4 protein-coding genes are annotated in these 4055 nt (G+C 46.4%); 2 read left to right on the top strand and 2 right to left on the bottom strand.

The features are described 5' to 3' along the window. Positions 1–132: 132 nt before the first annotated feature. Both B3180_RS02475 and B3180_RS02470 read right to left on the bottom strand, forming a co-directional pair. Entirely contained in the window at positions 133–1368 is a 1236-nt protein-coding gene (locus tag B3180_RS02475) for a mechanosensitive ion channel family protein (RefSeq protein ID WP_054489049.1), read from the bottom strand. A gap of 12 nt (positions 1369–1380) precedes the next feature. After that, the gene (locus B3180_RS02470) at positions 1381–2292 is read right to left on the bottom strand and encodes an acyltransferase (protein WP_199493884.1); all 912 of its coding nucleotides are present in this window, start codon (positions 2290–2292) and stop codon (positions 1381–1383) included. Positions 2293–2408: 116 nt separating this feature from the next. On the opposite strand from B3180_RS02470, the gene B3180_RS02465 reads away from it, so the two are divergent. Both B3180_RS02465 and B3180_RS02460 read left to right on the top strand, forming a co-directional pair. Then, on the top strand, positions 2409–3008 hold the full coding sequence (locus B3180_RS02465) for an ImuA family protein (protein ID WP_199493883.1): 600 nt from the start codon (positions 2409–2411) through the stop codon (positions 3006–3008). Continuing rightward, the coding region (locus tag B3180_RS02460; protein ID WP_286842817.1) for a Y-family DNA polymerase at positions 3008–4055 on the top strand (1048 nt) is incomplete at its 3' end. The genes B3180_RS02465 and B3180_RS02460, both read left to right, overlap by 1 nt.

Here is a 4055-nt window from a genome sequence, read left to right as displayed (position 1 = left end):
ACTTAGGGGTTAACGCAACACCGACCTTTATTGTCAACGGTAAGTATCAAATGCTGCCACAGGGTTTCCGTGACAGCGACAACTTCCTTGAAGATTTTTCTAGCCTGGCCGGTTATCTGCTGGAAAAATAATTCAGGACTCCGGTTTGTACTGACAATAAGCGCCTTCTCCATTCTGCGAGAAGGCCTGATTATTGTTTAAAAACTGATAGTTCTTCAGTCCAAAGTCCGGCATAACACTGTACAAGTATTCCACAATAGAACTTTGTACTGCCTCGTATTTCATCCAGTCGATTTGCTTACAAAAAGCATAAATTTCTAAAGGGATACCGGCAGCCGTCGGCTGCATTAATCGAGCCATGAGTGTGAGGTCTTCTCGGACTTGCTTATGGTTTCTAAGGTAATTATCGGTAAACACTCTAAAGACGGTTAAATTACTGACCGGCTTTTCCAGTTCATTAGCCTCTAACCAGTCTTCTGCGGACTGTTTGAAGTGCTTTTTAGCCAACTCATCCAGTTGCTCGTCGGAAAGAATTTTGGAACTGTCGAGGTCAATCATCAGTGATCGGCGCATGCGACGACCTCCGGTATTAACCATTCCCTGCCAGTTTTTAAAGGATTCGTGAATCAAAACATAAGTCGGTAAATAAACAATGGTTTTATCCCAATTTTCGACTTTTACTGAAATAAGCCCAACTTCTTGCACTGTGCCATCAACACCGTGGTCAGTCAGCTCTATCCAGTCCCCTATGGCAACCATGCGGTTAGTCGCCAATTGTACTCCGGCAACAAAGCCCATTAAGGTATCTCTGAAAACCACCATCAAAATAGCGGTCATTGCACCGAAGCCACTTAGTAGGTACATGGGCGACTTGTTCATAATAATGGCAATGGTAATAATGATAGCCATCAGCACCAAAACGAGCTTGGCCACCTGTATAACCCCCGTAATTGGGACTTCTCTTGCTTTATAGGTGTAGTCATAGGCAATTGAAATAACGTTAGCTAAGGCGGTAAGAATACTGGTGATAACCCAGGTGAGGTAAACCCCTACAACGGTACGTAGCGGCGACTGCCAGCTTTCGAAGTCATCAATAAACAGAATAGGTATAAAGCTGTGTATTACGACAATAGGAGCCAGGTTTGCACAGCGCTTGAAAAAGCCACTGTTAACTAAAGCTTTATACCAACGCTCAGGTGCTTTGCTGAGTAACCGATCAATGGCGTGATCAATAATCCAACGGGCTAAGGCATAAGCAATGTAACAACCTATTAAAACGAGTAATGAGCTGATAACAAGACTCAGCTCTTGTAGGTTACTGTCAATTCCGAATTTTTGAAGCCACTCTTTTATAAACTCAAAGTCCATTATAAAACTCCCTTAGCGGGTGCTGTGAATTTCCTTACGCATTTCGTCAATGGTTTGGTCTTTTTGCTGCCAACGTTTATTCAGCCACTGTTGAAAGTGAGCCCTAAAAGCTTCGTCACTGGCGTAATCACCAATTAAGTCTTTAGTAATAGGCAATGTCTGTATATCAACATAGACGTTTTTCAGCTGTCCGCTTAATAGATGCCAGACTACCGGGCGCTTATCGTTCCCCGGATAAACAATGGTAATGTCCAGAATGGCTTCAAACTGACCGCCCATAATTTGCAGTGAGAAGGCGGTACCACCTGCTTTGGGAGGGAGCAAATTACGAAAAGGGCTTTGTTTTTTCTTGTGCTTTTCCGGAGTAAATCGTGTGCCTTCGCAGAAATTCACCACTGTTGTGGGAATGTGACGGAACTTAGCACAGGAACGCGTGGTTGTTGCGATGTCTTTGCCTTTTAAATGGGGCTTTTTCTTTAGCAACTCTTTTGAATAGCGCTTCATAAAGGGCATATCGAGTACCCAGCAGCCCCAGCCAATAATAGGTACCCACATAAGCTGTGACTTTAGGAAAAAGCGTGGCATTGGCATATGGCGGCGGGTCAGGTGCATTAATACCAGTACATCGACCCAGCTACGGTGGTTTGCCATAACCATATACCAACCCTTTTCATGGAGTTCCAGGTCACCTTTAATGTGCCAGTCCATGCGTTGGGTCAGCTGAAACATCATCGACATACAGTATGCCCAGACTCTGAATAAGCCGTTTCCTAGCTGCGAACAAATGCGTTGAGGGGTTTTAAATGGCAGTAACACTTTAAAAACACCAATACCAATAATTGAAACACCAATAATAGCGGTGGTGATTAATCCCCATAAAAAGTTAATAACCACTCTGAAGGGAATAAGTATTGATGTCAGCATATCGCCCAGCCCTAACCATAAACAATGAGCAAATGATAACTGAAGCCAGGAATGATGTCTGTTGCTAACCAGTAAAAATTAATGATACTGTATATATGTACAGTATTGGAGGCGTTATGCAGACAAAGATTCAGACCCTTATCCAACAGGGGCTTATCTGGCATGGCCAGACGACAGACACTCAGGCAGCAACGCTAAGCACGGGGTTTAAGCAGCTGGACAAAGTGCTTGGTGGCGGGTGGCAATACCCGGGTTTGCATGAGTGGCAGCTACAAGCGCCCTTCTCTGAGCAGGCTTTGCTATTGCCGCTGGTAAAGCAGGCCGTGCAGCATCATCAGCCCGTTTTCTGGATAAACCCTCCAGCCTGGCTGTCGGCGGCGGGGTTGCATTATTATGGCTTAAGCAAGTCGATGCAGATAGTCATTCAAACGAATGCAGAAAAAGCAGCCTGGGCTTTTGAGCAGGTACTGCAAACAAAAAATGCCTTGGCACTGGGTTGGTTTGAGCAAAAAGCAACGACAGCTCAGTGTGTCCGACGTTGGTATAAAGCGTCGCAAACAGGACAAATGGGTGTGGTCCTGAGTGAGCCAACGGTTAATGAAGAAGCCCGGGCGTACTCTAATCGGTTACGTGTAAAGATGACCACAACAGGCGTCACGCTGGACTTGTTAAAGCGTAAAGCTGGCTGGCCATTGGAAAACGTAGCGCTTCAGTAATGTGGCTGTATTGTCATTTCCCTCAGTTGCTGCTGGATAACCGGGTTCGGTTACAGCCTGAGAGCAACACACTGCCTCTGGCGTTTCATCAGTTACAGGGCAGTCAGTCTGTTATTGTGCAGTGCAATGCGCGGGCATTGGAATGTGGTGTAAGGCCACAACTTCAGACCGTTATGGCAATATCGCTTTGTGAGCAGCTGCAGCTCATGGAGTATTCGTCAGAGCGTGAAGAGCAAGCCCTGCAGCAGTTGGCCACCCACTTGTATCAGTGGGCAGCCAAGCTGGTGTTGTACCCACCGCAAGGGCTGGCAATTGAGTTGAACAGCCTGGAACAATTGTATGGTGGGCGTAATGGCGCATTTAATGTCTTGGCGCAAAAAGTTCAGGAATTACCGGTTACTTCGCAGTTGGCTGTTGCGGATAACTCATTAGCTGCGCAATTGTTAGCCGAATTTGGTTCTCCTGTTTCTCTTTTGGCTGAAAGGCAAGCTAATCTGCTGGCAGAGTTACCCATTCAGAATGCCGGTTTAAGCCTGAAAGCGCAGAAGCACAGCAAAGCTGCGGGGTTTCGTTTGCTGGGGGAGCTTATGCAACTGCCCGGAGGGGAAGTTGGCCGCCAATTAGGGTTGGAAACGTTATTGCATCTGGAGCAGCTGCAAGGGCTGAAGCAACAAAGCCACAACTTTTTTATGCCTCCGGAAAGTTTTCAGCAAAGCTTAGACCTGGTGACTGAGATCCCTCATTGGCAAGGGTTACTGTTCCCGCTAAAAAGACTGTTCGGGGAGCTGGAGAATTTTCTTTATCAACGGCAGAAAGTGGTACAGCAGGTAAAAGTTGAACTGCAGCATCGCAATGAGCCTCCTTCAGTTGTTCCGGTCGCTTTAGCTGAGCCGGGTTGGCGAGGGTCTAATTTCTTGTCTTTACTGCAGTTGAAAATGGAATCCATCCCTTTGCCGGAGCCGGTTATAGAAATTAGGCTGGTGGCGAATGAATTATTGCGTGCTGAGCAACACAATGAGCAATTTTTCGGAGCGCAACAGCATCGGC

Origin of the sequence: Idiomarina sp. UBA4206 (genome assembly GCF_002383015.1) — a bacterium.
GTDB lineage: Bacteria > Pseudomonadota > Gammaproteobacteria > Enterobacterales > Alteromonadaceae > Idiomarina > Idiomarina abyssalis.
Note: the sequence above shows the minus strand (reverse complement) of the source record. Positions and strands in the feature narration are given on the sequence as shown.

Excerpts from the sequence above, each read along its gene's own strand:
- B3180_RS02475 (WP_054489049.1), bottom strand. The coding sequence starts at position 1,368 with ATGGACTTTGAGTTTATAAAAGAGTGGCTTCAAAAATTCGGAATTGAC.
- B3180_RS02465 (WP_199493883.1), top strand. The coding sequence starts at position 2,409 with ATGCAGACAAAGATTCAGACCCTTATCCAACAGGGGCTTATCTGGCAT.
- B3180_RS02470 (WP_199493884.1), bottom strand. The coding sequence starts at position 2,292 with ATGCTGACATCAATACTTATTCCCTTCAGAGTGGTTATTAACTTTTTA.